The organism is Mesorhizobium sp. M7A.F.Ca.CA.002.04.1.1 (genome assembly GCF_004022805.1).
In the GTDB taxonomy this organism is placed as follows: Bacteria; Pseudomonadota; Alphaproteobacteria; order Rhizobiales; family Rhizobiaceae; genus Mesorhizobium; species Mesorhizobium ciceri.
The window spans coordinates 1-917 of record NZ_RZPL01001162.1 but is presented as its reverse complement, the minus strand read 5'-3'; the positions used below and the strand labels follow the sequence as shown (position 1 = coordinate 917).

Genomic DNA, 917 nt, shown 5'->3' with positions numbered 1-917 from the left:
CTACATGGACAGTGTCGCGGTGCGGGAACTCTATCCGCATCCATGGCTGATCTGGCCGCTGGCGCCGATCGTGCTTTATCTTACCATGCGCGTCTGGATCCTGGCGCGCCGCAACGAGATGCATGACGATCCGGTCGTCTTCATCATCCGCGACTGGCGCAGCCAGATCGTGGTGCTGATCGGTGCGGTGATGCTGGTCATCGGGGGCTGGTAGGCATGGCCGCCGGACGTTTCCCAAGCTTTGGCCTTGCCACGCCGCCGGCGCCGCGCGCCATCGGTGCCGACGAGGCGATCGCGCTGCTGAAGGGCGGTCAGGCCAAGCCGGCGTCGCTGCTTGCCTATGGCAATGGCCGCTCCTACGGCGATTCCTGCCAGAACGGGGCCGGAGCGGTCGTCGATATGCGATCGCTGAACCGGATCCACGCCTTCAACGCCGAAACCGGTGTTCTCGAGGCGGAGGCCGGCGTGCTGTTGTCCGACATCATCGCCCACGCCGCCCCCTACGGCTTCTTCCCCGCCGTTGTGCCAGGCACGCAATTCGTCACGCTCGGCGGGGCCATCGCCAATGACGTGCATGGCAAGAACCATCACCGGCGCGGCACCTTCGGCTGCCATGTCGAGAGCTTCACGCTGCTCAGGTCCGACGGCAAGACCCACCGCTGCTCGGCGACAGACAATACGCGGCTGTTTGCGGCGACGATCGGCGGCATGGGGCTGACCGGCCTCATCCTGTCGGCCTCGATCCGGCTGATGCGGGTGCATTCCCTCGACATCGTCGAAAAGGCGACGCCGTTTCGTGATCTCTGCGAATTCTTCGACCTGGCCGAGGCGGCCGATCAGGCCAACGAATATGCGGTCGCCTGGATCGATCAGTTGGCCGGCGGCCGCAACAGCGGTCGTGGCCTGCTGCTGTCGGG

General features: G+C 65.6%; 1 protein-coding gene and 1 pseudogene. Both read left to right on the top strand.

The window, feature by feature from the left end; translation table 11 throughout:
- A pseudogene (locus ENZ75_RS33010) lies at window positions 1-214 on the top strand (prenyltransferase); the annotation flags it as partial.
- Window positions 215-216: 2 nt separating this feature from the next.
- Window positions 217-917, top strand: a 701-nt coding sequence (locus ENZ75_RS33005) for an FAD-binding oxidoreductase (RefSeq protein WP_164888231.1), incomplete at its 3' end; no start/stop codon positions are given.